Here is a 24,511-nt window from a genome sequence, read left to right as displayed (position 1 = left end):
CAGCAGATCAACCAGGGCCAGATGGACCGCTGGTCGCTGGTCTCGACGCTGAACTACCTGTCGCATGACGCCGAGGCCGCCATCGTCCTGGCCAAGAACCCGACCTACAACACCGAAAAGGGCCGCAAGATCATCAACCAGATGGTGACCCTGGCCGACCTGACCCGCACCGCCTTCATGCAGGGTGACCTGTCCACGGTGATGAGTCCGCGCACGGTGATCGCCTGGGCGCAGAACGCCCGCATCTTCGGCGACAACGTAGGTTACGCCTTCCGCCTGACCTTCCTGAACAAATGCGACGAGTTGGAGCGCCAGACCGTCGCCGAGTTCTACCAGCGCCTGTTCGACGAGGAACTGCCGGAAAGCGCGGCGGTCAAGGCGGGGTAGCGTGATCGACGCCTATGCCCATCACAGCGAGCTTACGGAAAAGCAATATACCGCCATCGGTTATATTGTCAGATCTTTCAGCGTGCTTGAACGCGCTATGGGTGTGGCTGCTCTAGATATTTTGGCTTGGCCTAATCCCCTTGACGAGGAGCCGCCTCAGGCAAAGGAAATATGCAAGGCAACGTTCCAAAAACGCTTGAAGCTTTTCTTATCTCACTACCGCGCTCGGATACGCTCCGACCAATGGTCGAATGAGTTCGAATACGGGGTCAGCGATCTTGGTCGCTGGCGAGACGGAGTGTGTCACGGCATTTGGGAGTTTCTGGACCAAGACACAATGCGATTGACGTTCTTCGACCGTGCATCGGCTGACGGTATAACGGCTATTCCAGAGCAGATTGTCAGCACCAAAGAGGTTTTCGGACTCGCCAACGCTGCAAACTATTGGTCGTATATCCTAGAGCAAAAACCATGGCGGAACACCTCATGAAAAAATCCGACAACCCCGCCGATCCGTTCCATAGGGCTCTTACCGAGGCTACCGGCGCCGGGGCGTGCTAATGCCCGCCCTTGATCTCGTTCAGCGCCGCCATGGCGAGGAAGCCCGAGCGGGTCAGGCCCAACTGGCCCGCAGCCGTATCGACCGCCTCCAGCGTTCCCGTATCCATGCTGACGTTGACCCGGCGTTGCCGGGTGCTGCGCCGGACATGCGGAACCGCGATCAGGAAGGCTCCGCCCGCCAGTTCCGGCGCACATTCCGACTTGATCGCGCTCAAGGGGCGCGGCTCGGTCTGGGGCATGTCCTCGAACCACAGTTCCAGCGCCTCGACCGCGTTCGGCAGGATGTCCTTTTCGTCGTCGGCCGCCGAAAAGCAGCCCGGCAGGTCCGGGAAACGGATGCCATAGGCGCTGTCGGCATCCTTTTCGACCAATGCCAGATAGGTTTTCATTCCTTGTCCTCCAGCCAGCCGGCGATGCGGGCGATGCTGCGCGCCGTGCCGATGGGCAGATCCTTTTTCGGGTGCGGCACGATTACGACCCGCCCGTCCTTGCGGAGCTTGTGATGCGAGCCCCGGACGGAAACCTCGTCCCAGCCCTCGGCCGCAAGGCGGCGCAGGATGTCGCGGCTGTTCCGAGGGATTTCCATATGTGTATATATGTGCGCATGGCGCATGCCGTCAAGCCTCTCGACAGTGCTGGTAAACTGGCCCAGAAATAGCCCATGAAAAAATCCGACAACCCCGCCGATCCGTTCAAGAAGGCCCTGACCGAGGCCACCCGCGCCATGGCCGAGGATCACGAGTTGAACGTGACCTTCAGCGCCGATCCCTCGGGCGTCAGCGGCGACACCATGCGCCTGCCGCAGGTCAGCCGCCGCATGACCCGCGACGAGGTGCTGCTGGCGCGCGGCACGGCGGATGCCCTGGCGATGAAGCTGCGCCACCACGACGCCTCGACCCATGCGAGATACGTCCCCGCCGGCCCGATGGCGCGCGATCTGTATGAAGCGATGGAGACCGCGCGCTGCGAGGCGCTTGGCGCCCGCGACATGCCCGGCGCGCTGTCGAACATCGACGCCAAGCTGGGGCAGGAGGCCGACCGCAAGGGCTATGGCCAGATCAAGTCCCCCGCCGACGCGCCGCTGGCCGTCGCGGCGGGCTATGTCGTGCGGCAGGCGGCGACGGGGCGCAAGCTGCCGGCCTCGGCCCAGCATGTCGCCGATCTGTGGCGCCCCTTCATCGAGGAACAGGCCGGCGCCGATCTGGGCCAGGTCCGCCAGGTGCTGGCCGATCAGGCCGCCTTCGCCCGCCTCGCGCGGAAGGTGATCCAGGACCTGGGCTATGGCGACCAGCTTGGCGAGGACCCGGACCAGCCGCAGGAGGACGAAGCCGAGGAGAGCGCCGAGCAGGACGAGGCATCCGGCGACAATCAGTCCAACGACCAGGACGACGACCAGGAGGCCGAGGCCAGCGCCGAGCGCAGCCAGGAGCAGACCCAGGACGAGCGTCAGGCCCAGGTCAGCATGGACGACCAGTCGGACGAGGAAATGGCCGACGAGGCCGAGATGTCCGAGGCCGAGACGCCGCCCGACCTGCCGCCCCCCGTCAGCGAGGCGAATGCCGATTACAAGGTCTTTGCCCAGGAGTTCGACGAGGAGATCCGGGCCGAGGATCTGGCCGATCCGGCCGAGCTGGAACGGCTGCGCGCCTATCTGGACAAGCAGCTTGAGCCGCTGCGCGGCGCCGTCTCGCGCCTGGCGAACAAGCTGCAACGCCGCCTTCAGGCGCAGCAGAACCGCAGCTGGGAATTCGACAAGGAAGAGGGCGTTCTGGACGCCGGCCGCCTGGCGCGGGTGGTGGCGAACCCGACGACTCCGCTGTCGTTCAAGGTCGAAAAGGATACCGAGTTCCGCGACACCGTGGTCACGCTGCTGCTGGACAATTCGGGATCCATGCGGGGCCGGCCGATCAGTATCGCCGCGATCTGCGCCGACGTGCTGGCGCGCACGCTGGAACGGTCGCAGGTCAAGGTCGAGATCCTGGGCTTTACCACCCGCGCCTGGAAGGGCGGCCAGAGCCGCGAGAAATGGCTGGCCGAGGGGCGCCGCGCCCATCCGGGCCGCCTGAACGACCTGCGCCACATCATCTACAAGGCGGCCGACGCGCCCTGGCGGCGGGTGCGCCCGAACCTGGGCCTGATGATGAAAGAGGGCCTGCTGAAGGAAAACATCGACGGCGAGGCGCTGGAATGGGCCCATCGCCGGCTGATCCGGCGTCCCGAGCAGCGGCGCATCCTGATGGTGATCTCGGACGGGGCGCCGGTCGATGACAGCACCCTGTCGGTGAACCCCGCGAATTTCCTGGAAAAGCACCTGCGCGACGTGATCGCCATGATCGAAAAGCGCAAGCAGGTCGAACTGCTGGCGATCGGCATCGGCCATGACGTGACGCGCTATTACCAGCGCGCCGTGACCATCACCGATGCCGAGCAACTGGCGGGCGCGATGACCGAGCAACTGGCCGCGCTGTTCGAAGCCGATCCCAGGAAACGCGCCCGCGCGCTAAGCCAGCGCCGCATCGGCTAACCTTCCTGGCGGGCTTCGCTTGATTGCGCCGGCCCGCCATGCGACCAATGCCCGGATGCGGAGGCATGACCATGTTGCGGATTGGTTTCTTTATTCCCGAATTTCCCGGCCAAACCCATATCTTCCTCTGGCGCGAGCGACAGGCCCTGGCCGAATTGGGGGCCGAGGCAGAGCCGATCTCGACCCGGCCGCCGCCGCGCAAGGTCGCCTCGCATTCCTGGACCGCCGAGGCGCGGGAACGGACCCGCTACCTGACCCCGGTGGGGGCGGCGGGCCTGGCCGGGGCAGCAGCCGAGATGCTGCGCAATCCGTCCGGCACATTGCGGGGCTTGCGCGCCGCGATGCAGGCCGAGGCCAGCGGCGGCGCCAAGGCGCGGCTGCGGATACTTGGCCTGCTCGCCATGGGCGCGCGGCTGAAGCGGATCGCCCGCAAAGAGGGCTGGGGCCATATCCATGTCCATAGCTGCGCCGACAGCCTCAATATCGCCATGCTGGCCGAGCGCCTTGGCGGTCCCAGTTACAGCCTGACGCTGCACGGCCCGACGCTGGAAGGCTATGGGGTGAACCAGCGCCAGAAATGGCGCCATGCCCGTTTCGCCACGATCATCTCGCGCCTGCTGACCAGCCTGGCCCGGCGCGAAATCGGGGACGACCTGCCCGGTTTCGTCAACCTGGCGCCGATGGGGGTGGAGCTGTCCCAGATCCGCCGCGCCAGCCCCTGGCAGCCGCCGCAGCCGGGCGGGCCGGCGCGCATCTTCTCTTGCGGGCGGCTGAATGCGATCAAGGGCCATGACCATCTGATCCGCTCGGTCGAATTCCTGCGCGCCCAGGGCATCGACGCGCAGCCGGAGATCGCCGGCCTGGTCGCCGATCCCGCGCGGGCCCTGGCCCTGGCGCAAGCCTCGCGCGCGCGGACCACCCAGGAACTCCATCACCGCCGCAGCGCCGCAGCGCCGAGGCGGCGGCCGAGAGGCCGGCACGCACCCTGCCCGGCGCCGCCGAGACGATGCGCCGAGGCTGACCCCGACCGACCGCCCCCCGCCATGACGAGAGAGACAAGCAATGTTCCAGGTCTATGACATCGAGAGCGACCCGGCCCGGCATCCGCCGCGCCTGGCCGCGCTGCGGGCGGAACTGGCGGCGCGGGGGCTGGACGGCTTCCTGGTGCCGCGCGCGGACGCGCATCAGGGCGAATATGTCGCCGCCCGCGATGCCCGGCTGGCCTGGCTGACCGGCTTTACCGGCAGCGCGGGCTTTGCCGTGGTGACGCCCGACCGGGCCGGGGTCTTCATCGACGGGCGCTATCGCGTCCAGGTCAAGGCCGAGGTCGATCCGGCGCATTTCACCCCGCTTCCCTGGCCCGACACGCGCCCCGCCGCCTGGCTGATCGAGGCTTTGCCGAATGGCGGCCGCGTCGGCTATGATCCCTGGCTGCACACGCGGCGCGAGATCCGAGAGTTGGAGAAGGGAGTGGCGGCCTCGGGGATCGCGCTGGTGGCGGTCGAGGGCAATCCGGTGGATGCGATCTGGCCCGACCAGCCCGAGGCCCCCGTGGGCGCGGTGCGGCTTTGGCCCGAGGATGTGGCCGGCGAGACCGCGGGCGGCAAGCGCGCGCGCATCGCGGGAATGCTGGCTGCGGCGGGTGCCCATGCCGCCGTGCTGACGCTGCCCGATTCGATCTCTTGGCTTCTGAACATCCGGGGCGCGGATGTGCCGAAGAACCCCGTGGTGCAGGCTTTCGCGATCCTGGAAGAGAATGGCCGCGTGGCGCTGTTCACCGATCCGGCGAAATTCGGCCCCGAGGTGCGCGCGGCACTGGGCAATCACGTCACCATCCTGCCCCATGACGCGCTGACACCGGCGCTGACCAATATCTCGGGGCCGGTTCGGGTCGATCCGGGCAGCGCGCCGGATCAGGTCTTTCGCCTGATCGAAAGCATGGGCACCCCCATCGCCGAGGGACCGGACCCGGTGATCCTGCCCAAGGCGGTGAAGAACACCGCCGAGATCGCCGGCATGCGCGCCGCCCATCTGGAAGACGGCGCCGCCGTGACCGAACTGCTGTTCTGGCTGGACGGGCGGGCGCGGGATCTGGCGGCCCTGCCGCTGACCGAGATCGACGTGGCGGTGAAGCTTGAGGAATTGCGCCGCGCGCGCGGCATCCTGGATATCAGCTTCGACACCATCGCCGCCACCGGCCCGCATGCCGCGATCCCGCATTACCATGTGTCGCGCGCCAGCAGCCTGCGCATCGAGCCGGGCCAGGTGCTGCTGGTCGATTCGGGCGGGCAATACGGCAATGGCACCACCGACATCACCCGCACCCTGCCCATGGGGCCCGTCTCCGAGGCCGCGCGGCGGCCCTATACGCGGGTCCTGCAAGGCATGATCGCGGTGTCGCGCGCGCGCTTTCCCAAGGGGATCGCCGGCTGTCATCTGGACGCGCTGGCACGCGCGCCTCTTTGGTCCGAGGGTATGGATTACGACCATGGCACCGGCCATGGTGTCGGCGCCGGGCTGTCGGTGCATGAGGGGCCGGTCAGGATTTCGCGCGTCTCCGAGATCCCGCTGGAGCCGGGGATGATCCTCTCGAACGAGCCGGGCTATTATCGCGAGGGGAAATTCGGCATCCGCATCGAGAACCTGATCGTGGTCCGCAAGGGGGAAAGCCCGGACGGACGCGAGATGCTGGAATTCGAGACCCTGACCTGGGCCCCCATCGACCGCCGCCTGATCGAGCCCGCGCTGATGTCGCGCGATGAGATCGCCTGGCTGGACCACTATCACGCCGGGGTGCGCGAGCGGATCGGCCCCCTGGTCGCGCCCGAGATCCACGACTGGCTGGACCTGGCGACGCGACCCCTGGGCTGAGGCGGCGGCTTTTTCGGCGCGCCCGGCATGGGGTATTTGGGAAAGCAAAGAAGGCGCCTGCCGCATTTCCCAAGCCGGGCGCGGCGGCGGCGATCGGGGAACGCTTGGGCGGCAGGCCATCCTTTGCCTTCGAGCGGGATGGGGCGGTAGAACTTGCGCGATATCCATGGTTTGCGGACGGGTGCGATACCGCCGCCGCCCATGTCCGGGCGTTCATTGCCTGCGGTGGCGATCCGTCGCGCCCCGTTGGTGGTTTCAAGAATATGGACCGAGCGTGCCTGGTGTCTTTGGCCGTCGCCCTTTCGGGCTTGATCCGATGCGCGCGTCTGTGGCTTCATATCCGCCCCCCGGATGTCGCGCATCGGTGAGAAACGTCACTCAAAGCCCTTTGCGCCTTTTACGCCTTTCGCAGTCCCGCCAGCGGGCCCGCAGACCGAGATGCCGATCTCATCAAGGCATTGCCATCCGAAGCGACCGCCCGATCGGGGGTCGGATATATTCACGCGGGGCCGGTCGGTTAAGCGGCAGGCCAGACCGGAAAACCCTGCGGCAGCGGGATGGAGCATGGTTCCCCAAGAGATCCTTCGGCGTATCGGCCTGACGCCGAGATCCGCGAAGCCGCCTTTCGAACGCCGGCCTGTGTCTTGGAAGCGGCTTCATCCGGCTCATCCTTGATGCTTCCACGCCATTGCGACCACCGCTCGTGGTGCCGTTCGCGTTTCAGGGCGCTTGCACCTTGGCCTCCTCGGGATGGCGGCGGCGCCAGGAGAGCGAGTTCACGAAGGCGAGGCCGATGAAGCAGGCGCCGAGCAGGCCGGTCACATATTCCGGCACGGGCCGCAGGGTCTGGACAAACATCAGGACAGAGAGGATCAGGATCGACCAGAAGGCGCCATGCTCAAGATAGCGGAACTGCGCCAGCGTGCCCTTTTCGACCAGCATCACCGTCATCGCGCGCACATACATCGCCCCGATCCCCAGGCCGATGGCGATGAGGAACAGGTTCTGGGTCAGCGCGAAGGCGCCGATCACGCCGTCGAAGCTGAACGAGGCGTCGAGCACCTCAAGATAAAGGAAGGCGCCGAAGCCGCCGCGCGCCATGTCGCCGGCCGTGACCCCGCCCCAGCGGTCAAGGACATGGCCCAACGCATCGACCATGAGATAGGTGATCACGCCCCAGGTCGCGGCGATGAAGAAGCCATGCTCTTTTTCGTCGGGCAGGAAATGCACCACCGCCATCATGCACAGAAGGACGAAGCCCACCTCCATGCCCCGGATCTCGCCGATCCTGCGCAGCGCGGCTTCGACGCCCTTGATCCAGTCCACCTCCTTGGCGTCGTCGAAGAAGTAGTTCAGCGCGACCAGCATGAGGAAGGCACCGCCGAAGCCCGCGATGGGCAGATGCGCCTCGTGGATGATGGCGGCATATTCGCGCGGCTGGGTGGCGGCGAGGCGCATCGCCTCGACCGGGCCGAGATGGGCGGCGATGACCACGACCAGCAACGGGAACAGCACCCGCATGCCGAAGACCGCGATGATGATGCCCCAGGTCAGGAAGCGCCGCTGCCAGAGCGGCGTCATCTGCCTGAGCTTGTTGGCGTTGACGATGGCATTGTCGAAGCTGAGCGAGATTTCCAGCACCGCCAGCACCGCCGCGATCATCAGGAAGGAAAGCGTGCCCGCCCGCGTGCCCGAATATTGCCAGCCGATAAAGGCCGCCAGCGCAAGGCCCAGGACGGTCACGGCGAAGGGCCAGGTCATATAGCGAATCGTGGATTTCATAACGGCTTCCAGATTGTGGGCCAGCGCCCACAGTCCTAAGGTCGCGACCGGACGCGGGCAAGCCGCGCCGGTCGGGTTTCGCCGCAAGGCCGCCATGTGCCGCCAACGCGGCGGAAGAAAGGACGACGCATGCCCTATCGCCGCTTCGCGATCTATCACCTGCCCGCCGGCCCTCTGGGCGAGTTCGGCGGCGCCTGGCTGGGCTGGGATGCGCGCGAGGGCCGCGCCCTGCCCCGCCCCGAGATCGCCGGTCTGCCCGACGAGGCCGAGACCCTGACCGCCCAGCCGATGCGCTACGGCTTTCACGCCACGCTGAAGGCGCCGTTCCGCCTGGCCGAGGGGCATTCGCCCGAGGATCTGGCCGCGCGGGCCGAGCGGGTCTGCGACCACCTGGTGCCCTTCGCGCTAGAGCTGGAGCTGCGCCGGGACTGGGGGTTCGTCGCGCTGCGCCCGCGCCGCCAGCCGCCCGAACTGATGGCCTTGGAGCAGGTGCTGGTCACGCGGCTGGACGACCTGCGCGCCGCCCTGACCCCCGAAGAGCGCGAGCGGCGCAAGCCCGATGCCCTGCCCGCCGGGGCGCGGCGGCATCTGGACCATTGGGGCTATCCCTTCGTGCTGGACCAGTTCCAGTATCACCTGACGCTGTCGAACGGCTTGCCTTCGGCCGACGCCCAGGCGCTGTGCCACGCGCTTGCGCCGGTGCTGGCGCCGCTGATCCGCGCGCCGATGCCGGTCCAGGCGGTGGCCTTGATGGGCGAGGATGCCGAGGGGCGTTTCCACATGATCCGCGAGATCGCCCTGCGCGGCTGATCAAAGCCAGTTCTTCCATTTCAGAAGCGCCAGCACCCCCACGACCGAAACCGCCATCAGCCCCAGCGCCAAAGGCAGGCCCCAGGGCTGTTCCAACGTCGGGAAGACGCGGAAATTCATGCCGTAGACGCTGGCGATCAGGGTCGGCGGCAGGAAAAGCGCGGTGATCACGGAAAGGATCCGCACCCGTTCGTTCTGTTGCAGCCCGATCATGCCCATGGTCGCGTCGATGGTCATGGCGATGCGCGAGGTCAGGAAATCGGCATGCACTTCCAGCGCCTGGATATCGCGCTGGATCACGGCGCGGATGGCGCGGGCTGCCTGGACCTCGGCGCGGGGTCCCTGGCTGGCCGCGTGATAGACCAGGATACGGTCCATCGACAAAAGCCCCATGCGGATACGGCCGACCAGTTCGGCCTGCTGGCCTATGCTGACCAGCGCGCGGCGCAGATCGGCATCGGCGGGGGCACGGGCCAGCACCTGCCCGGCGGTCGTCTCAAGAATGCGGCTGACGCCTTCGGAAAGATCCGCGAGCCGCCCGACGATTTCCTCGGCAAGGCCCAGGAACACCCGTTCGGGCGTGGCGCAGCCGCTGTTGGAGCGGTCGGCACGGGCGGGAAAGGTCTCGAACGGGCGGGGGGCGTGATGGCGCACGGTGACGAGGCGCTGATCGTTCAGGATGAAGCCCACCGGCATCGAGGTCTGCGTGCCGTCGGGAAGCTGGCCCGGCAGAACACCCGTCATGTAGAGCGTTCCCTGGTCGGTATAGAGCCGGTTCGAGATCTCGATTTCCTCCATGTCGGCCAGCGTCGGCACGTCATAGCCCAGTGCCGTGACGGCGCGGACCTGCGCCTCTAGCGGGCGGTAGAGGTCGATCCAGATCGCCTGGGCCAGATCCGCGCCTGGGTCCAGCAGCGCCAGCCCCGCCCCGGACCTGACATAGGCGTATAGCATGGCTAGTTGACCCGGTCGGGCAGCGCCTGGCCCTGATCCAGCGCGACGAGGTTGCGCAGGGCGCGCAGGGCCATCTCGGTGCGGACCTCTTCGGCGGCGGTGCCCAGATGCGGCAGCAGCGTCACGTTCTCGCGCGCGATCAGGCCGGGATGGACCCGTGGCTCGAATTCGTAGACATCCAGGCCCGCGCCCGCGATCCGGTCCTGATCCAGCGCCTGGACCAGCGCCGCCTCGTCCACCACGTCGCCGCGCGCGATATTGACCAGAATGCCCTGCGACCCCAGATGGCGCAGCGCCTCGGCCCCGATCATGTGCCGCGTGCCCGCGCCACCCGGCACGGCGACCACGGCGAAATCGGCCTGTTCCAGCATCCGCGCCAGGTCCGGCACCTGCTCGGCCGGGAAATCCAGGTCCGAGACCGCCGAGCGGTTATGAAACACCACCCGCATGCCGAAACCGAAATGGCAGCGCCGGGCGACGGCCCGGCCGATCCGGCCCATGCCGATGATGCCGACCGTCTTGCCGCTGACATGGCGGCCCAGAAGCTGGGTCGGCTGCCAGCCGCTCCATTCGCCCCGGCGCAGCAGCCGCTCGCCCTCGCCGGCGCGGCGCGCGGTCATCAGGATCAGGGTCAGGGCAATATCGGCGGTGGCCTCGGTCACGGCATCGGGGGTGTTCGTCACCGGGATGCCCGCCCGCGCCGCCGCCGCCACGTCGATATGGTTGTAGCCCGCGCCGAAATTCGCGATCAGGCGGCAGCGCAGGTCGCCCTGGAACGCCTCGGCGGTGAAGAGGTCGCCCAGGGTCGGCATCACCGCGTCGTAATCGCGCATGGCGTCGCGCGCCTCGTCCGGGGTCAGGCCATGGCCGCGCTCCAGGATGGTGGCGTCAAAGCGGGATTTCAGCGCCCTCTCAGCCGCGGCAGTCATGCGGCGGGTGACGAGGATGCGCATCAGAACATCCTCCCGCCCTCGGGAACGGGCTGGTCGGGGGCGATCAGCACCACCTCGCCCGAGGGGTCGGGCAGTCCCAGCACCAGAATCTCGGACATGAAGGGGCCGATCTGGCGGGGCGGAAAGTTCACCACGGCCAGCACCTGCCGGCCGATCAGCGCCTCGGGCGTGTAATGCGCGGTGATCTGGGCCGAGCTTTTGCGGATGCCGATCTCGGGGCCGAAATCGACCCAGAGCTTGATCGCCGGGCGCCGCGCCTCGGGGAAGGGCTCGGCGCGGGTGATGCGGCCCGCGCGGATGTCCACGCGGGCGAAATCGTCCCAGGAGATGGGGCCTTCGCTCATTTTCCCAGTTCCCGGCCGCGTTCGGCGGCGGCGGCGATGGTCGCGCGCATCAGGGGCGGCAGGCCGTTTTCCGGGTTCATCAGCACGTTCAGACCCGCCGCCGTGGTGCCGCCGGGAGAGGTGACGTTCTCGCGCAGCCGGGCGGGGTCTTCATCGGCATGGACGGCCAGCGCGCCCGCCCCCGCGACGGTGGCGCGGGCCAGCTCCAGCGCCAGGTCCGGGGCCAGGCCCTCGGCCACGCCCGCCGCCGCCATCGCCTCGATCATGTGAAAGACATAGGCCGGACCCGAGCCGGAAAGCGCGGTCACCGCGTCCATCTGATCCTCGGATCGCAGGCGCACGACACGGCCCACCGCCGAAAGCAGCGCCTGGGCCAGATCCAGGTCGGCGGCATCCGCGCGGGAATTGCCGATGATCGCGGTGATGCCCTGGCCGATCGCGGCGGGGGTATTGGGCATCGACCGCACGATCGGCGCCTCGGGGAAAGCCCGCTCATAGGCGGCCATGGTGACGCCCGCCGCGACCGAAACGACCAGCGTGTCGGCGCCCACCTTCAGCCGGGGCAGCACATCCGCCATCATCTGCGGCTTGACCGCGATGACCAGCACGGCCGGCGCCTCGGGCAGCGCGCCGTTCACGCAAATGCCCAAGGCGGACAGATCGGGCCGGGGCTTGGGCTCGACCACATGCACGGATTGCGGCAAAAGCCCGGTCTTGAGCCAGCCGTCCAGCAGCGCCCCGCCCATCCTTCCGCAGCCGATCAGCACCAGCCCGCGCGCGTTCACATCCGAAATATCCGCCATGTTCGGCCCCCTTCATCCTGTCCGGGCCGGGCGGCCCGTGCCTTTCGTTTGAACCATAAGCGGCGGGGGGTGGAAAGGGGCCTCAGGCGCGGCCGTAAGCCTGGGACATGGCGATGCCCATGGCCTGTTCTGGCGTGGCGTCGCCCCAGCAGGCAAGCTGGAAGCAGGGATAAAAGCGTTCCGCCCCCTCGACCGCGCTGCGAATCATCTGGTCGATCTGCGAGGGCGCGGCCATCACATCGCCCGAAAGCACCAGGCCATAGCGCCAGACCATCAGCTTCTGCGCCGTCCAGAAGGTAAAGCCGCCGTCCCAAACCTCATCATTGGCAAGGTTCAGCACCTCGTAAAGCGCGGGCAGCTTTTCGGCCGGCGGATCCATGTCGAAGGTGCAGATCAGCCGCAGCACCTCTTCGCGGGGCGACCAGGCAAGGGTGATGGAATAGGTCCGCCATTGGCCTTCGACGGCCATGGCGATCTGGTCTTCGGCCAGACGGTCGAAATCCCATTCATGATGCGTGGCGACGGATTCAACGATGTCGATCGGATGGATCTCGTCGCTATGGATGAAATCATCAAGCTGCGCCATGTTCCTCCCTGCCTTTCCAGAGTGGGGCCGGCCCTAGATCTGCGGGCCATGACTACACCCGGCGTAGTTTTCCAAATGCGCCTACCATATATCGTGTTCCGCTTCCATGAGGGTGTAAAGGGGAAATTCGGTTACTCCCCAGGTATTTTCCGCGACCGCGCCTACTTGACCGCCCCGACTTGACCCGAGCCTTGCAAGCGGGTTCAAGGCCCGGGCGATGCACGGGGATGCAGGGCACGGGGATGGGCAAGAATGCGCGATCACGGCGGCGATATCGACAGGGCGGCGCGGCGCTTTGGCGGCAAGGGGTGGATCGACCTGTCCACCGGGATCAACCGCAGGCCCTGGCCCGCCCCCGCCCCCAGCCTCCACGCGCTGACGGCGCTGCCGACGGCGGCCGACACGGCCCGGCTGATCGAGGCGGCGAGCCGGGTTTACGGCGCTGCTCCGCCGCGGATCCTGCCACTGGCCGGCGCCTCGGCCGCGATCCAGTTGCTGCCGCATGTGGTCCCCGGCCGCCGCGCCACGGTGCTGGGGCCGACCTATAACGAGCATGCCGCCAGCCTTCGCGCCGCCGGCTGGGACGTGGCCGAGGTCCTGGCGCCCGGCGATCTGGGGGGCGACCTGGCGGTGCTGGTCAATCCGAACAATCCCGACGGGCGCAGCTTCACGCCCGGTCAGATCGCCCGGATCGCCGCGCAGGCCGGGCATCTGCTGGTCGATGAAAGCTTCGCCGATCCCCGGCCCGATCTGTCTGTGGCGGGCGCCCTGCCCCCGAATGCCACGGTGCTGCGCAGCTTCGGCAAGTTCTGGGGGCTGGCGGGGCTGCGGCTGGGCTTTGCCGTCGGTGCGCCCGCGCTGCTGGACGCGATGGCGCGGCGCGCCGGTCCCTGGGCTGTGTCAGGCCCCGCTCTGGAAATCGGCGCGGCGGCGCTGGCGGATACCGGCTGGCGGTCCGAGACCGTGACCTGGCTTTCCGAGGCGGCGCTGCATCTGGACCAGATCGCCTTGGGCGCGGGCTGGACGCTTCAGGGCGGCACGCATCTGTTCCGGCTATACCGGACCCCGGACGCGCAGGCGGCGCAGGACCGGCTGGCCCGCGCCGCGATCTGGAGCCGCATCTTTCCCTGGCATCCGCATTGGGTCCGGCTGGGCATCCCCGGCGACAGCCAGGAATTCGACCGGGTAAGACAGGCGCTTACAGCAGCCGGTTGACATGACCCATCTTGCGGCCGGGGCGATGCGCGCCCTTGCCGTAAAGATGGACCTGGGTGCGGGGACGGCGCAGCAGTTCGGGGATGCGCAGCACGTCCTCGCCGATCAGGTTCTCCATCTCGACATCGGCATAACGCTGGCCGTCGCCCAAGGGCAGGCCGGCCACGGCGCGGATGTGCTGCTCGAACTGATCGACGGCGCAGCCCGCCTGGGTCCAATGGCCCGAGTTGTGGACGCGCGGCGCGATCTCGTTCACCACCAGCCCGGCGCGGGTCACGAACAGTTCGACCCCCATGACGCCGACATAATCCAGCGCATTGACGATCCGCGCCGCGATCAGCACGGCATCCGTCAAAAGGCCCTGCGGCAGCCCGCAAGGCACGGTGGTGACACGCAGGATGCCCTCGCGATGGACATTCAGCCCCGGATCATAGGCCGAGACCTGGCCGTCCGCGCCCCGCGCCACGATCACGCTGATCTCGGCCTGGAACTCGACGAAGCCCTCAAGCACCGAGGGCGCGCCGGTCCAGTCGCGCTGATCCGCCGCCTTGAAGCGGATCTGCCCCTTGCCGTCATAGCCCATGCGGCGGGTCTTCAGGATCGCGGGCGCGCCCAGTTCGGCCAGCGCGGCGGGCAGATCGGCCTCGGTTTCCACGTTGCGATAGGGCGCGGTGGCCAGGCCGATGCCGGTCAGGAAATCCTTTTCCGTCAGCCGGTCCTGCGACACCGCCAGCGCGCGGCGGTTCGGACGGATCGGGCGGATCGATTCCAGCAGGTCCAGCGCCGCCGTGGGCACATTCTCGAATTCATAGGTGATGACATCGACGCCCTCGGCGAAGGCGCGAAGCGCGGCCTCGTCCTCATAGGGCGCGGTCGTCACGGCATGGGCCACGTCGCCCGCGGGGGCGGATCCCGGCTCATAGATATGGGTGCGATAGCCCAGCCGGCTGGCCGCGACGGAAAGCATGCGGCCCAACTGGCCGCCGCCCAGGATGCCGATGGTGGCGCCGGGTCGCAGTTCACTCATCGCGCGGCTCCTGGGGGATGGAATCGGAAAGCGCCTGCCGCCAGGCATCCAGCCGCGCGGCCAGTTCCGGGTCCGAGATCGCCAGTATCCCCGCCGCCATCAGCCCGGCATTGGCCGCGCCCGCCGCCCCGATCGCCATGGTCGCGACCGGATAGCCCTTGGGCATTTGCAGGATCGAGTAAAGCGAATCGACGCCCGAAAGCGCCCTGGTCTGGACCGGCACGCCGATCACCGGCACGCGGGTCTTGCTGGCCATCATGCCGGGCAGGTGCGCGGCGCCGCCCGCGCCGGCGATGATCACCTTCAACCCGCGCGACACGGCGCTTTTCCCATAATCCCAAAGCCGGTCCGGGGTGCGATGGGCGCTGACGATGCGGGCCTCATAGGGGATCGCAAGCTCGTCCAGGATGGCGGCGGCCTCGCGCATGGTGGGCCAGTCCGACTGACTGCCCATGATGATTCCGACGGCTATGTCCATGACCTTGCCCCTTGCGTCGCCCCGGTATGCCCCGCCCTAGCGCGGGAGCCCGCGCGATGCAATCCGGCCGCGCTCTCAGGCGATGATGTCGGGGGTCAGTTCGTCCTCAAGACGGGCGATTCGGTCCTTGAGCGCCAGCTTTTGCTTCTTCAGCCGCTGAAGCGTCAGCGAATGGGTCAAGGACTGGCTGGACAGCGCCGCGATCGCTTCGTCAAGGTCGCGATGCTCGCGTCGCAGCACATCCAGCCGGGCTCGGGCGATATCCTCGTGCGACATTTCGTATTCGGCATTCATCATCGGGCCTCGGGCTGGACTGGGCCGGTTATACCGCAGCGATTCCGGCTTGTTAATGGCCTTGGCGGAAAGCACCGTGCAGGCGCGGCGAAAAGGCTTGCACGAAGACCCCGCCCCGGAGAAAGCTGGCGCCAGCCCCAAGGAAAAAGGAACCCGCGATGACGCTTCCCGACCGCCTCGGCCCCGCCGCGCTGGCGCTGCTGGCCTGCCTGTCCGCGCCGGCCTGGGCGCAGCCAGAAGACCAGATGCAGCTTTGCGTGAACTCCTGCCTGTTTCATTACGGCCCGGCCTCGAACCCCGCCTATGCGGCCTGCGTCGCCCAGCAATGCGAGGAGACGCCTCCGCCGCGCGCGACCAAGCCCCAGGCCCCTGCCAAGCCCCAGGCCCCAGCCCAGGCCCAGACCAGGCCCCAGGCCCCGGCGAAATCCCGGCCCCAGGGCTGGACCACGGGCCGCACAGACGCCGGGCGCACGCATCTGGCGCAGGTGCAATCCGGGCGGCTGACGCTGATCTATATGTGCCAGAAGGGCAGCCAGGGTCTGATCGCGGTGCAGGGGCTGGCCGGCTCTGCCGGATCGACGCGCATCGCCATCGACGGGCGGCGCATCCCGCAGCCCTTCGCGGCCAAGGACGGGCTGCGGGCGGCCCCGGCGCCGTCCGGCTCGGCCCTGCTGCGCGGCCTGCTGAGCGGCGCCTCGGTCGAGGTCTCGGACGACCGCGGCGGCGGGCGGCTGCCGCTGGCGGGTTCGGGCAAGGCGGTCGGGGCCACGCTTGCCGCCTGCGGCCTGCGGCCATGACGCCCCCTTGCTTTCCGGCCCTTGCTTTCCGGGCCTTGTTTCCGGCCGGGCCAGTTCGCATATTATCCTCAGGCGGGGTCGCCTGAACGGGACCTCGCGGCAAACCGTCGCTTCTTCAGGACAGGGCGCATATGACCAAGATTTCGCTGGCCGCTCACCCGTTTCTCCTGGGCTTCGACCAGCTCGAACGGCTGGCCGAGCGGGCCGCCAAGGGCGCCGAGGGCTATCCGCCCTATAATATCGAGCATCAGGGCCAGAACGGGTTCCGCATCACCCTGGCTGTCGCCGGCTTCTGCGAGGGGGATCTGGCGCTGACGCTTGAGGATCGCCAATTAGTGGTCCGGGGCCGTCAGGCCGAACCCGAGGAGGGGCGCGTCTTTCTGCACCGGGGCATCGCCGCCCGCGCCTTCCAGCGCAGCTTCGTCCTGGCGGACGGGGTCGAGGTGGTCTCGGCCGGGCTGGAAAACGGCCTTCTGAACATAGACCTGCGCCGTTCGACGCCGGAAAGCATCGTGCAAACCATACCGATCAGCCGCAAGTGAAAGGGGATCGCAAATGAACGAGAAATTCGATTTTGGCCCGGAAGCTTCGGGCAACACCGTCTATATCCGCCGGGTCGAGATGGCCAGCCTGCCCGACGATGTGCGCAGGCAGGTGCCCGATGCCGATGCGCTTTACGCCGTCCACGGCATTGACGGAGAGCGGCTGGCCCTGGTTCGCGACCGCAACCTGGCCTTCCTGCTGGCGCGTCAGAACGCGCTCAGCCCGGTCAGCGTCCACTAATCCGCACCAATCGCACCAATCGCCAAGACCCCGCACCCCTCCGGCGCGGGGCTTTGCGTTGTCCAGCGCCCCCCGTGATGCCTTGCCGGACCACTCTGCGTCTTTCCGGCCGGCAGGGCTGAAAAAAAGTTACCAGAATGTTAACAAATGCATCTCAACTGTCGGCTGGACGACACTTCATGCGCATCTTTCGGTTTATCAGTATCTGACGTTTGAGGATCCATTTCAGCGTAAAGTGTTAGCCAGGTCCGGATCCTCGAACGTCATCGTGCGCGAAATCTCATCGAAGATCCGCGACGGCTGGCTTAAGCGAAATGGTCTTTTCGTCTCTTGCGTTTTCTGCTGTTCTGGAAAGGCAGGATTGACGTAAGCATTTATACATGACCCCACCTCCCCGTCGATACGCGCCGCAAGCCGCCGCCGCTCGTAGAATTGAGACCATGCCGCTGCGCGGCCTCAGACCCGCGCTTCTGGCCGGCCTGTCCGACGACGAGCGCATGGCCCTTTTCAGCGAATGCACGCCCCTTCACTTCGCCGCAACGGCCGAGATCCTGTCCCAGGGCGAACCCGCCCCGGCCGCCTTCCTGATCGTCAAGGGCCGGGTCGAGGTCACCTTCCTTGACGACGACGGCAACCAGGTCATGGCCCATATCGCCGTCCCCGGCGAAGTCATGGGCGAGGTCGAGATGCTGTCGGGCAAGACATGCGCCGCCACCTGCCGCGCCCAGGCGGGAACCGACCTTCTGATGTTCAGCGAAGCGATCCTGCTGAAATATTTGCCGGTGGCCTCGGTGCTGCGGAACTTCGCAAGCATCCTGCATAGCCGGCTGGTGCGCGACACCATGCTGCATGCCATCGCCCAGTATTATCCCGCCAAGGCCCGGATCTGCATACACCTGCATCGCCTCTCGGGGCGGGACAAGGACATCTCGATCAGCCAGTCCCAGCTTGCCCTGCTGGCGGGTTGCACGCGCCAGACCGTGAATGCCACGCTGGCCGAATTGCGCGACCAGGGCGTCATCGAACTGGGCCGGGGCCAGATCAAGGTGCTGGACCCGCACCGGCTAAGGTCGCTGGCTGAAACGTGAGCACGATCAGGACAGGTGGGGCCAGCCGTAATGCGCCAGCATCGCCCCCAGCGCGCGGTCATTGCCGTCGCCGGCAAGGTTGGTGCCGCGCAGGTTCTGCGCCTGACTGCCGGGCCATTCGGTGATTCGGAAGCGCCCGCCGATCTTTCGGGGGCATGACCCCGCCATGCGGTGCATCCAGTAAAGCCAGATGTCATCCGCCAGAGGCGCAAGCCGCTGGAACAACGCCGCATCGGTCACGTGGGGGTGGAATACGCCCGGCGCGTAAAGGACGCCCCCCACCCCGGTCGGAAAGACCAGCGGCCCGGATTGGGGCCGGTCGGTATTGCGCCGCCATTCGCCATAGGGGCGCGGCATCTGCCCATCCATCACGACCAGATGCGCGCGATGACAGACGATGCCCGACCCGGCCTGCGCGACCAGCCCCGCCAGCCAGTCTGGACCGTAGTAAACGTCGTCATCGGCGGTGACGACATGCGCCTCGGGGGCTTCCAGAAGCGTCGGCACGATCTTCTTGTAGCTGCGCCAGTTCGGGCAGATCCGGGTCTCGACATCCAGGGCCCGGATCTCGGGGGTCAGCCGTTCCTCGTCGCCCGCGTCCAGCCACAGGATCACCCGGTCCGCCGCGACGCTTTGCGTCAGGATCGAGCGCAGCACCAGATGCAGCCCGGCGAATCGTGCCGGATAGCTGGTCAGGCTGACCACCAGCGGCCCCTTCAGCCCATGCGCCCGGCCCCGGCCGGGGCGGGCCATGATCTCGGCCTGGGCGGCGCGGATGCGGCGGGCCTGCTTCCAGTCCCGAAAGGCGGCGGCGATCATCCCTGCCAGGCCCGGCGCAGCCAGTCGATATTGCCGATGCGGCGATACCAGCGATTGCTGCGCCCGGCGAAGACATCCTCCATCTTGGGCTCACCCGCGAAAAGCACGATCCGCGCCCCCGGCGGCAGCCTGGGATCCCAGAGATAGCTCAGCAGGTTGCGCCGCATGCAATGGTTCTTGAAGCTGACGCACCAGTCCCTGGGCCAGTAATGCAGATGGCCATGCGCCTCTAGCTGGGCGCTCTGGAACTGCTGGCTGATCTCGTAATCCCGCGTCGCCGCCGCCGGATCGGCCAGATAGGCGTCCAGGATATAGGCATGCGCGCCCACGCGATAGCGAAAGACCGAACTGTTGCCCACCGAATGCAGGAAACGGTCGCGGCCCGGATTGATCCGGCGCAGCGGCTTCGGGCGAAACAGGTCGTCGTCGCGGATGATGAAGAAATCGCCCGGCAGGTCGAAGAACGGCCCAAGGTCATCGACCACGACCAGATCCAGGTCCAGAAACAGCGCCGTCATCCCGGCGAAGCCGCCCAGGTCGGGGCGATGCAGCGCCAGCTTGCGCCAGCGCGTATCCCCGTGGCCCTTGGGCAGGCCCAGCTCGGGCAGAGGCAGCGCCTCGACGCCGGGGTCGATGCCGTTGGCGTCGTCGGTGAAGCAGATGAAGCGATGCGGCCGGGCCAGATGGCGGCGAACCTGGCGATAAAGGCGGTTCACATCCTCGGCCCCGTAAAGCGTCCCCCATTTCATCGTCAGGATCAGCACCGGCTCGGTCATGGCAGCTCCTTTTGCGCTGTCCTTGCGATAGGCCAAGCCCGTGGTCCGGTCAACGCCAAGCGGCCGGGATGGGCGGGAAGCGAGTCCGCCGGACCGCCAAGGTGGGCAGGATCGCGCGGTGCCCGGATTACGGACGGGACGGCACGCATCCGGCGGCGGCTGCGGACCAGCGGGCAATCACACAGCCGTCAGGCTAACGCGGCAGGATCACGATGCCCGGAGCTTCGGGCAGGACAGGACAAGGCGCGTCCAGCACCAGATGGGTCGCCCCATGGCTGCGTGCCAGAACCGCCAGCCAACCCGCATTCCCCCACATCCGCCGGGGCACCCGCACCAGCGGCGCGCCCGTGCCGCAAAGCCTGGTTCCAGACAGACCGGACCCAGAGGCAACCGTTTCCAGTGCCCCGGCCCCCAATGTCCCGGCCTCGGACGCCCCAGCCTGGGGCACGAGGACCAAAAGCGCCGCGTCCAGCGCCGCCGCACGGGCCTGGGCCTGGACCAAAACCTCCGCCGATCCGGGCCAGGCAGCGCAGGGCACGGCCAGCACCCGCTGCGCGCCCGCCTCGCGGAACCGGGCACGCAGCGCGTTGGGACCGGGCGGCGCCGGGGCGGCCAGACCCTTGACCGGACCGGCCAGCCATGTCTCGGCATCCTCGCGCCAAAGATCGGTGATCGACAGGATCGCCACCGCGCGCCCCGCCGCATCGGCCAGGGCGATGTCCAGCCCCGGATGAATCTGGGCCGGATGAACCTGGGATGCGAAATCCGGGCCGACCGCCAGCGCCAAAGGCCCCGGCCACCAGTCGCCGCCCGCCAGCCGCCCCGTCGCGCGCAGGGCCTGCGTCTCGGCCTGCCCCAGATAGCCACGCAAGGGCGCGAAGCCCCCGCCCAGAAGCAGGTCCAACTCGGCCCGCTGATCGCCGTCCAGAACCCAGGCCGGCAGCCGGGCCGCCTGTGCCCGCAGCGCCTCGGCCGCCTCGGGGCCGACCAGCAGCGGCCGCAGCGGCGCCAGATGCGGCGGCAGCGCCATTCAGGCGGTTTGCGCGGCGCCGATCTCGGCGGCCTCGGGATCGGGCGCGCCGGCCATGTCATGCCCGGCCAGCCAGCGTTCCGCATCCAGCGCCGCCATGCAGCCCATGCCCGCGCTGGTCACCGCCTGGCGATAGACATGATCGGTCAGGTCGCCCGCCGCGAAGACGCCGGGGATCGAGGTCCGGGTGCTGCCCGGCTCGACCTTCACATAGCCGCCGCTATGCAGTTCCAACTGATCCCTGACCAGTTCCGAGGCCGGAGCATGGCCGATCGCCACGAACAGCCCATCGGCCGTGATCACCTGCTCGGTCCCCAGGCTCACATGCCGGACCTTGATCCCGGTGACGCCCAGAGGCGCCTCGGTGCCCTGGACCTCGGCCAGTTCGTGATCCCACAGAACCGAGATCTTCGGATGCCGGAACAGCCGCTCTTGCAGGATCTTCTCGGCCCGCAGGCTGTCGCGGCGATGAACCAGCGTGACCTTGCTGGCGAAATTGGTCAGAAACAGTGCCTCTTCGACGGCGGTATTGCCGCCGCCCACGACGACCACCTCGCGGTTGCGATAGAAGAAACCGTCGCAGGTGGCGCAGGCCGAAACGCCGAAGCCCTTGAACTTCTCTTCGCTTTCCAGTCCCAGCCAGCGGGCTTGGGCGCCGGTGGCCAGGATCACGGCATCGGCGGTGATCGTCGCACCCGAATCAAGATGGGCGACAAAGGGCCGCGCCCCCAGATCCAGCCGCGTCACCGTATCGACGAAGATGCGCGCGCCCATGGCCTTCGCATGCGCCTCCATCTTGACCATCAGGTCCGGTCCCTGGATCTCGGTCTCGCCGGGCCAGTTCTCGACCTCGGTTGTGATGGTCAGCTGCCCGCCCGGCTGCATGCCCTGGATCAGCACCGGAGACAGCATCGCCCGCGCGGCATAAACGGCGGCGGTATAGCCAGCCGGCCCCGAGCCCACGATCAGCACGCGGCTATGGGCGGGCAGGACGGCATCGGGCAGTTCGGCAGAGGCATGGGACATGAAAGCTGGACCTTTTTCTTTGCGCCGCTTAGGTAATCACCCCCGCCGCCTCATGCAATGGAAGAAGCCTTCTTTGCGGTCGCGGAAAGAATATTGCGCGCAACCGCCCGGCGGGGTAGCTTCCGACATGCAATCGGCCGGAGAACCGGCCCAAGAGGAATGATATGAGCGGCGCCCGACTTGACGACATCGACCGGAAAATCCTTGCGGAACTGCAAGCCGACGGTCGGATGACCAATGTCGAGCTGGCGCGGCGCGTCGGCATCTCGGCACCGCCCTGCCTGCGCCGCGTCCGCGCGCTGGAAGAGGCGGGCTATATCCGGGGCTATCACGCCGATATCGACGCGCGCGAACTGGGCTTCGAGGTCCAGGTCTTTGCCATGGTCCGCCTGCTCAGCCAGTCCGAGCGCGACCTTTCCGCCTTCGAGGGGCTGGCGCGCGGCTGGCCGCTGGTCCGCGAATGCCACATGCTGAACGGAGAGATCGACTTCATCCTGAAATGCGTCTCGCCCGACCTGCCGAGCTTCCAGCGATTCCTGACCGAGCACCTGACCGCCGCGCCCAATGTGGCCTCGGTCAAGACCTCGCTGGTCATCCGCTGCGCCAAGGACCAACCGGGCGTGCCCTTCGAGGTGGTCGAGGCGCGGGCCGCGGCGGCGGGATAAACGACGCCTTGCGTTCTTGGCGGTCATCAGGCTTTGGGAAATCACGGCGGCCCTGATTGCGCTGGACGGCGCGGCGAAACAGCGTCGCCGCGGGCTTCAGCGGTTACGCGACAGACATCGGCTTTGACTGTATAGTCAGCCCCCGTCAAATGCGGGTTTCCAATGAATATCGCACTGTCGGCCAACTTCGGCCGGATCATGATTTTTCTGGCCGTCCTCTTGCAAGCGATCGGCAAGGTGATGTTCGGCACATGGCTGACGGATATTCCGTCTGCCTTTTTCGTCTTCATCAGCTTCGCGCTTACCGCCGCCCTGTTTCTTGGACTATCGCGCAAAGGCGTGGGTGAAACCGCATGGGGTCCACTGCTGCTCCTGAACGCCAGCACAGCCCTAACCTTCCTGAGCTTCTTCCATGCCCTGAAGCTCATCGAGCCGGCCATCGTCGGTGCCGTCGAAATCGGCATCGGCCCGATCCTCGCCGTCGCGATCTCTCTGGCGCTGACCGGCGAGCGCCCCGCAGCCCTGCGCGTGGTGGTTTGTTTCGGCGTTCTGGCCGGCTGCGCCATCTTGGGCTTTGCCGCCCTGCAAGGAAGCGGTTTCGCGACATTGGGCCGGAACGCCTGGCTCGGCCTGTCGGCAAGCGTTGCTGCCGGCGTCGGCGCGGTGCTGATAACCATGGCCTCCAAGTCGCTGCTGAACCGTGGATGGAGGTTCGGCGCGGTGCTGGCCCACCGCTTTTATCTCATCCTGCCTGTCTCGATGGCGTTGGCATGGGGAACGAATATCGCCGCCGTGGAGTGGTCCGGTTGGCTGGTCGCGGCCCTGCTGCTGGTATCGGCGGTGGGCGTTCTTGGCCCCCTTTATCTGCTGCAAGTCGGCATTGGCCGCTGCGATCCCTACACGGTGATGGTGACAATGGCAGCTTTGCCCGTCCTCACCTTCATCATTGAAGGCTTCTCACCGCTCTATACATGGTCATGGCCGACAGCGGCCGGGCTGGTGGTCGTAACCGCTTTCCTGCTTCTCGATATCGCCGCGAAGCGCTCATAGATCAAGAGTTTGGCGACGGAAACGGCAACTGCGCGAAATGCCGCTCTCATTGCAACAGCGACACGCTTCCATGCTCGGAAGACACGAGCTGTTTTCACTGTTTGATTTAAATCATTGCTCTGGCCTGTGTTCTCGCTAACGCTGCAAATGCAGCAGGCCGACATGCTCTGCACCACAGTAAGCAATAAAGCATAGGATGTTTCACATATGGGCCAGAACAAGGTCAACCTTCAAACCAAAGTCAACGTCCAGGTGATCGTCTGGACGACGCTGATCGGCGGGTTCTTCAGTTCGCTTGTCAAATGGGGGTCCGAGGTCAACACACCGCCGAGGGTGCCGGGTGAGGTTTCTCCGCCCGGCGCGCATATCGACAGCTGGCTCGGCTGGCTTGGGATCAATTCGCATTCGCTCGACTACGTTTATCAGGGCGTGAACGTCGCGGGCGCGGTGACGCTGTATCACTGGCTGTTCAGCTTCGCGTTCGCCTTCGTCTATGTCGTCTGGTCGATCTGGTGGCCGACGATCCGGCTTTGGTATGGGGCGCTTTTCGGCATCATCATCACCGTGGCCATGCACGGCTTCCTGATCCCGCTGCTTGGGTTCCGCAACCCGGTCTATGCCAATGGCGCCAGGGGCTGGCTATGGAATCTCAACTCGGCCGAATTGTGGAGCGAGTTTCTTGGCCATATCTACTGGGGCGCTTCCATCGAGGTCTGCATGATCGCGGTGCTGGCCTATTTCGCCCGCCCGATCAGAGGCGAGTGGGTCGCACCCTGACCGGACAGGCCAAGGACCGGCCTTAGCTATCCCGATCCATGGCCCGCCGCACATCCCCAAGGTGGTTTGCAGGGAATATCCCGAAACCCGCGACGGATCGGCGATGCCCCG

At 67.1% G+C, this 24,511-nt stretch carries 28 protein-coding genes and 1 pseudogene; 14 read left to right on the top strand and 15 right to left on the bottom strand.

Annotated elements, in window-relative coordinates; translation table 11 throughout:
- Positions 1-387, top strand: a pseudogene (locus QM682_RS15335) (cobaltochelatase subunit CobS); the annotation flags it as partial.
- A gap of 1 nt (position 388) precedes the next feature.
- On the top strand, positions 389-877 hold the full coding sequence (locus tag QM682_RS15330) for a hypothetical protein (RefSeq protein ID WP_415131272.1): 489 nt from the start codon (positions 389-391) through the stop codon (positions 875-877).
- 67 nt (positions 878-944) lie between these two features.
- Here the strand turns inward: QM682_RS15330 and QM682_RS15325 are convergent, their stop codons facing one another.
- Positions 945-1,337, bottom strand: a complete 393-nt coding sequence (locus QM682_RS15325; protein ID WP_415131270.1) for a type II toxin-antitoxin system HicB family antitoxin — start codon at positions 1,335-1,337, stop codon at positions 945-947.
- On the bottom strand, positions 1,334-1,534 hold the full coding sequence (locus QM682_RS15320) for a type II toxin-antitoxin system HicA family toxin (protein WP_415131268.1): 201 nt from the start codon (positions 1,532-1,534) through the stop codon (positions 1,334-1,336). Before QM682_RS15320 ends, QM682_RS15325 begins: the two co-directional genes overlap by 4 nt.
- A gap of 75 nt (positions 1,535-1,609) precedes the next feature.
- On the opposite strand from QM682_RS15320, the gene cobT reads away from it, so the two are divergent.
- The 3 genes from cobT (at position 1,610) to QM682_RS15305 (ending at position 6,343) form a co-directional block, all read left to right on the top strand.
- The gene (gene cobT, locus QM682_RS15315; protein ID WP_415131266.1) at positions 1,610-3,472 is read left to right on the top strand and encodes a cobaltochelatase subunit CobT; all 1,863 of its coding nucleotides are present in this window, start codon (positions 1,610-1,612) and stop codon (positions 3,470-3,472) included.
- Positions 3,473-3,537: 65 nt separating this feature from the next.
- Positions 3,538-4,551, top strand: coding sequence for a hypothetical protein (locus tag QM682_RS15310; protein ID WP_415131264.1), 1,014 nt, complete (start codon positions 3,538-3,540; stop codon positions 4,549-4,551).
- On the top strand, positions 4,535-6,343 hold the full coding sequence (locus QM682_RS15305; protein WP_415131262.1) for an aminopeptidase P family protein: 1,809 nt from the start codon (positions 4,535-4,537) through the stop codon (positions 6,341-6,343). Before QM682_RS15310 ends, QM682_RS15305 begins: the two co-directional genes overlap by 17 nt.
- A gap of 720 nt (positions 6,344-7,063) precedes the next feature.
- On the opposite strand, the gene QM682_RS15300 is transcribed toward QM682_RS15305, so the two are convergent.
- Positions 7,064-8,125, bottom strand: coding sequence for a DUF475 domain-containing protein (locus QM682_RS15300; protein ID WP_415131260.1), 1,062 nt, complete (start codon positions 8,123-8,125; stop codon positions 7,064-7,066).
- 129 nt (positions 8,126-8,254) lie between these two features.
- Between QM682_RS15300 and QM682_RS15295 the strand changes: the two genes are divergently transcribed.
- Positions 8,255-8,935 (top strand): DUF1045 domain-containing protein, encoded by a 681-nt coding sequence (locus tag QM682_RS15295; protein WP_415131258.1) that lies wholly within the window; start codon positions 8,255-8,257, stop codon positions 8,933-8,935.
- Here the strand turns inward: QM682_RS15295 and QM682_RS15290 are convergent, their stop codons facing one another.
- The 5 genes from QM682_RS15290 to QM682_RS15270 form a co-directional block, all read right to left on the bottom strand.
- The gene (locus QM682_RS15290; protein WP_415131256.1) at positions 8,936-9,889 is read right to left on the bottom strand and encodes a magnesium transporter CorA family protein; all 954 of its coding nucleotides are present in this window, start codon (positions 9,887-9,889) and stop codon (positions 8,936-8,938) included. It lies immediately after the preceding gene.
- Positions 9,890-9,891: 2 nt separating this feature from the next.
- On the bottom strand, positions 9,892-10,842 hold the full coding sequence (locus QM682_RS15285; RefSeq protein ID WP_415131254.1) for a 2-hydroxyacid dehydrogenase: 951 nt from the start codon (positions 10,840-10,842) through the stop codon (positions 9,892-9,894).
- A complete protein-coding gene (locus QM682_RS15280; RefSeq protein ID WP_415131252.1) occupies positions 10,842-11,186 on the bottom strand; it encodes a tRNA-binding protein in 345 nt (114 codons plus the stop codon). The genes QM682_RS15285 and QM682_RS15280 overlap by 1 nt, the downstream gene beginning before the upstream one ends.
- Positions 11,183-11,989, bottom strand: coding sequence for a pyrroline-5-carboxylate reductase (gene proC, locus QM682_RS15275; RefSeq protein ID WP_415131250.1), 807 nt, complete (start codon positions 11,987-11,989; stop codon positions 11,183-11,185). The genes QM682_RS15280 and proC overlap by 4 nt, the downstream gene beginning before the upstream one ends.
- 82 nt (positions 11,990-12,071) lie before the next feature.
- Positions 12,072-12,575 (bottom strand): YbjN domain-containing protein, encoded by a 504-nt coding sequence (locus QM682_RS15270; RefSeq protein WP_415131248.1) that lies wholly within the window; start codon positions 12,573-12,575, stop codon positions 12,072-12,074.
- A gap of 252 nt (positions 12,576-12,827) precedes the next feature.
- Between QM682_RS15270 and cobD the strand changes: the two genes are divergently transcribed.
- Complete coding sequence (gene cobD, locus QM682_RS15265; protein ID WP_415131246.1) at positions 12,828-13,790, top strand: threonine-phosphate decarboxylase CobD; 963 nt, start codon at positions 12,828-12,830, stop codon at positions 13,788-13,790.
- On the opposite strand, the gene QM682_RS15260 is transcribed toward cobD, so the two are convergent.
- The 3 genes from QM682_RS15260 to QM682_RS15250 all read right to left on the bottom strand — a co-directional run bounded on the left by QM682_RS15260 (position 13,774) and on the right by QM682_RS15250 (position 15,589).
- Positions 13,774-14,817: a 5-(carboxyamino)imidazole ribonucleotide synthase gene (locus tag QM682_RS15260; protein WP_415131244.1), complete on the bottom strand. Its 1,044-nt coding sequence runs from the start codon at positions 14,815-14,817 to the stop codon at positions 13,774-13,776. The two genes, cobD and QM682_RS15260, sit on opposite strands and share 17 nt — an antisense overlap.
- Positions 14,810-15,295, bottom strand: a complete 486-nt coding sequence (gene purE / locus QM682_RS15255; RefSeq protein WP_415131242.1) for a 5-(carboxyamino)imidazole ribonucleotide mutase — start codon at positions 15,293-15,295, stop codon at positions 14,810-14,812. The genes QM682_RS15260 and purE overlap by 8 nt, the downstream gene beginning before the upstream one ends.
- 75 nt (positions 15,296-15,370) lie before the next feature.
- Complete coding sequence (locus QM682_RS15250; protein WP_415131240.1) at positions 15,371-15,589, bottom strand: YdcH family protein; 219 nt, start codon at positions 15,587-15,589, stop codon at positions 15,371-15,373.
- Between the two features lie 158 nt (positions 15,590-15,747).
- Here QM682_RS15250 and QM682_RS15245 point away from each other — a divergent pair, with 158 nt between their 5' ends.
- The 4 genes from QM682_RS15245 to QM682_RS15230 all read left to right on the top strand — a co-directional run bounded on the left by QM682_RS15245 (position 15,748) and on the right by QM682_RS15230 (position 18,257).
- Positions 15,748-16,386 (top strand): hypothetical protein, encoded by a 639-nt coding sequence (locus QM682_RS15245; RefSeq protein WP_415131238.1) that lies wholly within the window; start codon positions 15,748-15,750, stop codon positions 16,384-16,386.
- A 131-nt stretch (positions 16,387-16,517) separates the two neighbouring features.
- The gene (locus QM682_RS15240; protein WP_415131236.1) at positions 16,518-16,928 is read left to right on the top strand and encodes an Hsp20 family protein; all 411 of its coding nucleotides are present in this window, start codon (positions 16,518-16,520) and stop codon (positions 16,926-16,928) included.
- A 13-nt stretch (positions 16,929-16,941) separates the two neighbouring features.
- Complete coding sequence (locus tag QM682_RS15235) at positions 16,942-17,169, top strand: DUF1150 family protein (RefSeq protein WP_415131234.1); 228 nt, start codon at positions 16,942-16,944, stop codon at positions 17,167-17,169.
- Positions 17,170-17,609: 440 nt separating this feature from the next.
- Positions 17,610-18,257, top strand: coding sequence for a Crp/Fnr family transcriptional regulator (locus QM682_RS15230; RefSeq protein ID WP_415131232.1), 648 nt, complete (start codon positions 17,610-17,612; stop codon positions 18,255-18,257).
- A gap of 6 nt (positions 18,258-18,263) precedes the next feature.
- Here QM682_RS15230 and QM682_RS15225 read toward each other — a convergent pair whose 3' ends face one another.
- The 4 genes from QM682_RS15225 to trxB form a co-directional block, all read right to left on the bottom strand.
- The gene (locus QM682_RS15225) at positions 18,264-19,076 is read right to left on the bottom strand and encodes a glycosyltransferase family 2 protein (RefSeq protein WP_415131231.1); all 813 of its coding nucleotides are present in this window, start codon (positions 19,074-19,076) and stop codon (positions 18,264-18,266) included.
- Positions 19,073-19,852 carry a hypothetical protein gene (locus QM682_RS15220; RefSeq protein ID WP_415131229.1) on the bottom strand — a complete coding sequence of 260 codons (780 nt, stop codon included), beginning with the start codon at positions 19,850-19,852 and terminating at the stop codon, positions 19,073-19,075. The genes QM682_RS15225 and QM682_RS15220 overlap by 4 nt, the downstream gene beginning before the upstream one ends.
- A gap of 193 nt (positions 19,853-20,045) precedes the next feature.
- Entirely contained in the window at positions 20,046-20,882 is an 837-nt protein-coding gene (locus QM682_RS15215; protein WP_415131227.1) for a hypothetical protein, read from the bottom strand.
- On the bottom strand, positions 20,883-21,908 hold the full coding sequence (gene trxB / locus QM682_RS15210; RefSeq protein WP_415131225.1) for a thioredoxin-disulfide reductase: 1,026 nt from the start codon (positions 21,906-21,908) through the stop codon (positions 20,883-20,885).
- Positions 21,909-22,072: 164 nt separating this feature from the next.
- On the opposite strand from trxB, the gene QM682_RS15205 reads away from it, so the two are divergent.
- The 3 genes from QM682_RS15205 (at position 22,073) to QM682_RS15195 (ending at position 24,400) form a co-directional block, all read left to right on the top strand.
- Positions 22,073-22,573, top strand: a complete 501-nt coding sequence (locus QM682_RS15205) for an Lrp/AsnC family transcriptional regulator (protein ID WP_415131223.1) — start codon at positions 22,073-22,075, stop codon at positions 22,571-22,573.
- A gap of 162 nt (positions 22,574-22,735) precedes the next feature.
- Positions 22,736-23,623 carry a hypothetical protein gene (locus QM682_RS15200; RefSeq protein WP_415131221.1) on the top strand — a complete coding sequence of 296 codons (888 nt, stop codon included), beginning with the start codon at positions 22,736-22,738 and terminating at the stop codon, positions 23,621-23,623.
- 207 nt (positions 23,624-23,830) lie between these two features.
- Entirely contained in the window at positions 23,831-24,400 is a 570-nt protein-coding gene (locus QM682_RS15195; protein WP_415131219.1) for a YagU family protein, read from the top strand.
- Positions 24,401-24,511: the final 111 nt, after the last annotated feature.

It is taken from the genome of Paracoccus sp. (in: a-proteobacteria) (assembly GCF_047605025.1).
GTDB lineage: Bacteria > Pseudomonadota > Alphaproteobacteria > Rhodobacterales > Rhodobacteraceae > Paracoccus.
The sequence above is the reverse complement of the archived record's forward strand: the minus strand, read 5'-3'. Positions and strand labels throughout refer to the sequence as shown.

What these genes read in the sequence shown, in the direction of transcription:
- QM682_RS15325 (WP_415131270.1), bottom strand. Translation starts at nt 1,337, where the DNA reads ATGAAAACCTATCTGGCATTGGTCGAAAAGGATGCCGACAGCGCCTAT.
- QM682_RS15320 (WP_415131268.1), bottom strand. Translation starts at nt 1,534, where the DNA reads ATGGAAATCCCTCGGAACAGCCGCGACATCCTGCGCCGCCTTGCGGCC.
- cobT (WP_415131266.1), top strand. Translation starts at nt 1,610, where the DNA reads ATGAAAAAATCCGACAACCCCGCCGATCCGTTCAAGAAGGCCCTGACC.
- QM682_RS15310 (WP_415131264.1), top strand. Translation starts at nt 3,538, where the DNA reads ATGACCATGTTGCGGATTGGTTTCTTTATTCCCGAATTTCCCGGCCAA.
- QM682_RS15305 (WP_415131262.1), top strand. Translation starts at nt 4,535, where the DNA reads ATGTTCCAGGTCTATGACATCGAGAGCGACCCGGCCCGGCATCCGCCG.
- QM682_RS15300 (WP_415131260.1), bottom strand. Translation starts at nt 8,125, where the DNA reads ATGAAATCCACGATTCGCTATATGACCTGGCCCTTCGCCGTGACCGTC.
- QM682_RS15295 (WP_415131258.1), top strand. Translation starts at nt 8,255, where the DNA reads ATGCCCTATCGCCGCTTCGCGATCTATCACCTGCCCGCCGGCCCTCTG.
- QM682_RS15290 (WP_415131256.1), bottom strand. Translation starts at nt 9,889, where the DNA reads ATGCTATACGCCTATGTCAGGTCCGGGGCGGGGCTGGCGCTGCTGGAC.
- QM682_RS15285 (WP_415131254.1), bottom strand. Translation starts at nt 10,842, where the DNA reads ATGCGCATCCTCGTCACCCGCCGCATGACTGCCGCGGCTGAGAGGGCG.
- QM682_RS15280 (WP_415131252.1), bottom strand. Translation starts at nt 11,186, where the DNA reads ATGAGCGAAGGCCCCATCTCCTGGGACGATTTCGCCCGCGTGGACATC.
- proC (WP_415131250.1), bottom strand. Translation starts at nt 11,989, where the DNA reads ATGGCGGATATTTCGGATGTGAACGCGCGCGGGCTGGTGCTGATCGGC.
- QM682_RS15270 (WP_415131248.1), bottom strand. Translation starts at nt 12,575, where the DNA reads ATGGCGCAGCTTGATGATTTCATCCATAGCGACGAGATCCATCCGATC.
- cobD (WP_415131246.1), top strand. Translation starts at nt 12,828, where the DNA reads ATGCGCGATCACGGCGGCGATATCGACAGGGCGGCGCGGCGCTTTGGC.
- QM682_RS15260 (WP_415131244.1), bottom strand. Translation starts at nt 14,817, where the DNA reads ATGAGTGAACTGCGACCCGGCGCCACCATCGGCATCCTGGGCGGCGGC.
- purE (WP_415131242.1), bottom strand. Translation starts at nt 15,295, where the DNA reads ATGGACATAGCCGTCGGAATCATCATGGGCAGTCAGTCGGACTGGCCC.
- QM682_RS15250 (WP_415131240.1), bottom strand. Translation starts at nt 15,589, where the DNA reads ATGAATGCCGAATACGAAATGTCGCACGAGGATATCGCCCGAGCCCGG.
- QM682_RS15245 (WP_415131238.1), top strand. Translation starts at nt 15,748, where the DNA reads ATGACGCTTCCCGACCGCCTCGGCCCCGCCGCGCTGGCGCTGCTGGCC.
- QM682_RS15240 (WP_415131236.1), top strand. Translation starts at nt 16,518, where the DNA reads ATGACCAAGATTTCGCTGGCCGCTCACCCGTTTCTCCTGGGCTTCGAC.
- QM682_RS15235 (WP_415131234.1), top strand. Translation starts at nt 16,942, where the DNA reads ATGAACGAGAAATTCGATTTTGGCCCGGAAGCTTCGGGCAACACCGTC.
- QM682_RS15230 (WP_415131232.1), top strand. Translation starts at nt 17,610, where the DNA reads ATGCCGCTGCGCGGCCTCAGACCCGCGCTTCTGGCCGGCCTGTCCGAC.
- QM682_RS15225 (WP_415131231.1), bottom strand. Translation starts at nt 19,076, where the DNA reads ATGATCGCCGCCGCCTTTCGGGACTGGAAGCAGGCCCGCCGCATCCGC.
- QM682_RS15220 (WP_415131229.1), bottom strand. Translation starts at nt 19,852, where the DNA reads ATGACCGAGCCGGTGCTGATCCTGACGATGAAATGGGGGACGCTTTAC.
- QM682_RS15215 (WP_415131227.1), bottom strand. Translation starts at nt 20,882, where the DNA reads ATGGCGCTGCCGCCGCATCTGGCGCCGCTGCGGCCGCTGCTGGTCGGC.
- trxB (WP_415131225.1), bottom strand. Translation starts at nt 21,908, where the DNA reads ATGTCCCATGCCTCTGCCGAACTGCCCGATGCCGTCCTGCCCGCCCAT.
- QM682_RS15205 (WP_415131223.1), top strand. Translation starts at nt 22,073, where the DNA reads ATGAGCGGCGCCCGACTTGACGACATCGACCGGAAAATCCTTGCGGAA.
- QM682_RS15200 (WP_415131221.1), top strand. Translation starts at nt 22,736, where the DNA reads ATGAATATCGCACTGTCGGCCAACTTCGGCCGGATCATGATTTTTCTG.
- QM682_RS15195 (WP_415131219.1), top strand. Translation starts at nt 23,831, where the DNA reads ATGGGCCAGAACAAGGTCAACCTTCAAACCAAAGTCAACGTCCAGGTG.